Below are 2,729 nucleotides of genomic sequence, written 5' to 3' on the forward strand. Positions count from 1 at the left end.
TCCGCTGCGACTCCTCCGCCGTACGCTCCGGCTCCTCGTGCACGACCTTGGAGAGCCCCTTCTCGACGCGGCGCAGGGCCGCCATCGTCACCTTCTCGGAATCGGAGTCGCCCCTGTGCCGATGCAGATCGTTCAGTCGCTCCGCCTCCTTGGCGGCCGCGACGACCAGCTCGTACTTGGACCGAATCCCTTCCGGCAACTTGCGGATTCCCTTCGCGGGCTTGCCCTCATCCGTCATCGACATCCTCCTTCTGCTCTCGATCTGCGGCCGCGCGGCCGCTGAACCTCTTGCGCTCCCCGCTCCCGATCGCCCCGGGGCGCGAGACCCCTAGGACTTCGGGATGCGCAGAGCGATGTAGTGGTTTCCCTCCCGGGACTGGACCTTAAGACGGATCGTCTTGCCCGGGGGGACCTCCTTGAGCTGCTCGCGAAGCTCGGAAACCGTCGCGACCGGCTCCCGTCCCGCCTCGAGGATCACCTCCCCCTCGTTGAGACGGCTGTCGGAAGCGGGCGTTCCGGGATCGACCCTCGTGACAATCAACCCCTCGACGTCCTGGTCGATCTCCAAACGGACGCGCTCCCGGTCCGTCAGCCGCGCCACCTCGAACCCCAGCTTCTCAAGAGCCAGATCCGACTCGCTTCCGCTCGGCTCCTCCCTCGACGCCACTTCGTCGTCGCCGGGCATCTCCGCCAGCTTCACCCTGAGGGTCTTGCGATCGTCGTTCCTGATGACCGTCATGTCGACGGTCGTTCCCGGGGCGGTCTCCCCGATCCTCAAACGCAGATCGTCGCGGTCGCGGACCTGCTTGCCGTTCAGCTCGACGATCAGGTCGCCTTGCTCGACGCCCGCCTTGTCGGCCGGGCTGCCCGGGCTGACGCTGTTGACGAGCGCGCCGCGGGGACGATCGAGCCCGTAGTTGTCCGCGATGGCCGCGTCCACCTGCTGGAGCGTGACTCCCATGAATCCGCGCGTGACCTTGCCGTCGCGGATCAGCTGATCCATGACGTTGCTCGCCATGTTGATCGGGATCGCGAAGCCGACTCCTTGATACCCGCCGGAGCGGCTGGCGATGGCCGTGTTGATGCCGACCACCTCTCCCCGCAGGTTCACGAGCGCGCCGCCCGAGTTGCCGGGATTGATCGCGGCGTCGGTCTGGATGAAGTCCTCGTAGTCGGCCAGGCCGACGCTGCTGCGCCCCTTCGCGCTCACGATCCCGGCCGTGACGGTCTGGGAGAGCTCGAAGGGCGTTCCGATCGCGAGGACCCACTCGCCCACCTCGAGCGCGTCCGAGTCGCCGAGCTTGACGGCGGGAAGCCCCGCGGCATCGATCTTGACCACCGCGACGTCGCTCTTCGGATCGCGCCCCAGGACCTCCGCGTCGAAGCTCCGGCCATCCGGGAGCGTGACCTTGACCCGGTCGGCATTGGCGACGACATGATTGTTCGTCAAGACGCGGCCGTCGCGGCCGACGATCACGCCCGATCCCATTCCCCGCTGGGGCATCCGATCGGGCATCTCGAAGAAGCGTTCGAGCAGCTCATCCGGTAATCCGAACGGATTCCGCCCTCCCGGACGGTTCATGGCGACGCTGCGCTCGCTGTAGATAGTGACGATCGACGGAGAGACTTCCTTGGCGATCGCGACGAAGGCCCGGCTGGTCGACTCGACGCCCTCGATCGCCCGCTGCTCCTCGGGGGTTCTCTCCGCGAGGGCAGTCGATTCTCTCACGCTCAGCGTGGCGGCCTGATCCGACCGATCGCCCCAGCGAAACTCTATGTCGAAGGGGCGCGCGATCCATGCGAGGCCGGCGCCGATGGCAAGAGACAGAATCAGAATTGGGATCCACCTTCTCATACCTTGATGTAGCCTCCTTGTGGACGGGGCGGCGCGGGAATCGACTGCAGCCCCGAACGGGGTCGAGAACCCTGAAACCCCGCAATTGTTCCAGTCTAGGCCCTTGGGCCCTCCGGGGCAACGAGGAGAAAAGGATTGAACGCCAAACTCCCTGGAGACGCGCAGGATAGGCTGCGGGTCGCGGTCGCCGTCATCGTCGAGGGCGGTAAACTCCTGATTTCGCACAGGTTGCCAAGCATCAGGCTGCCCGATCTGTGGGAGTTCCCCGGCGGGAAGATCCATCCCGGCGAGACGGCGGAGGCCTGCGCGGTCCGCGAAGTGCGGGAGGAGCTCGGGATCGACATCGAGATCCTGGGGGAGCTTCTGCGGCGGCCCTACGACTACGCCGACCGCAAGGTCGATCTCGCTTTCTTCGTCGCCCGGAGGGTCGCGGGAACGCCGCGGGCGATCGATTGCCAGGCGTGGCGATGGGTCGATCCCGAGGAAGTCGGCAGCTACCCTCTCCCCGACGCGTCGCGGCCGGTCGTCGATGCGCTGCGGTCGGGGGGATGGATCCCGGCGTCCGACCAGTCGCCGCCTCGCGCCGGCGAGGCCGGTTGACGGGAGCTGGCGCCGCTCGATCCCCATCGTCTAATGTCGGGTCCACCGCGAGCGGAGCGGGTGCGAGATGCAGGAACTCAGAGTCACGGAGATCTTCTTCAGCATCCAGGGCGAATCGACGCGGAGCGGCCTCCCCTGCCTCTTCGTGCGCCTGATGGGCTGTCCCATGCGCTGCCTCTGGTGCGACACCGCCTACGCCTTCGAGGGGGGGACGGCGATGACGGTGGAGCGGATCCTCGATGAGCTTCGCGCCCATCCCTGCCGGCTCGTCGAG

Annotated in this window: 4 protein-coding genes; 2 read left to right on the forward strand and 2 right to left on the reverse strand. The window is 67.0% G+C overall.

Going from position 1 to position 2,729, the window contains the following annotated elements; genetic code table 11:
- Together rpoZ and FJY88_13295 are read right to left on the reverse strand one after the other, a co-directional pair.
- Nucleotides 1-244 (reverse strand): DNA-directed RNA polymerase subunit omega (rpoZ, locus tag FJY88_13290; protein MBM3288301.1); only part of this gene is annotated, 244 nt, incomplete at its 3' end.
- Nucleotides 245-328: 84 nt separating this feature from the next.
- Nucleotides 329-2,137, reverse strand: coding sequence for a DegQ family serine endoprotease (locus FJY88_13295; GenBank protein MBM3288302.1), 1,809 nt, complete (start codon nucleotides 2,135-2,137; stop codon nucleotides 329-331).
- Between FJY88_13295 and FJY88_13300 the strand changes: the two genes are divergently transcribed.
- Complete coding sequence (locus tag FJY88_13300) at nucleotides 1,991-2,455, forward strand: (deoxy)nucleoside triphosphate pyrophosphohydrolase (protein MBM3288303.1); 465 nt, start codon at nucleotides 1,991-1,993, stop codon at nucleotides 2,453-2,455. The two genes, FJY88_13295 and FJY88_13300, sit on opposite strands and share 147 nt — an antisense overlap.
- A 67-nt stretch (nucleotides 2,456-2,522) precedes the next feature.
- Nucleotides 2,523-2,729: 7-carboxy-7-deazaguanine synthase (locus FJY88_13305; protein ID MBM3288304.1), on the forward strand; the 207-nt coding region annotated here is incomplete at its 3' end.

Source organism: Candidatus Eisenbacteria bacterium, from assembly GCA_016867495.1.
Taxonomy (GTDB): domain Bacteria; phylum Eisenbacteria; class RBG-16-71-46; order CAIMUX01; family VGJL01; genus VGJL01.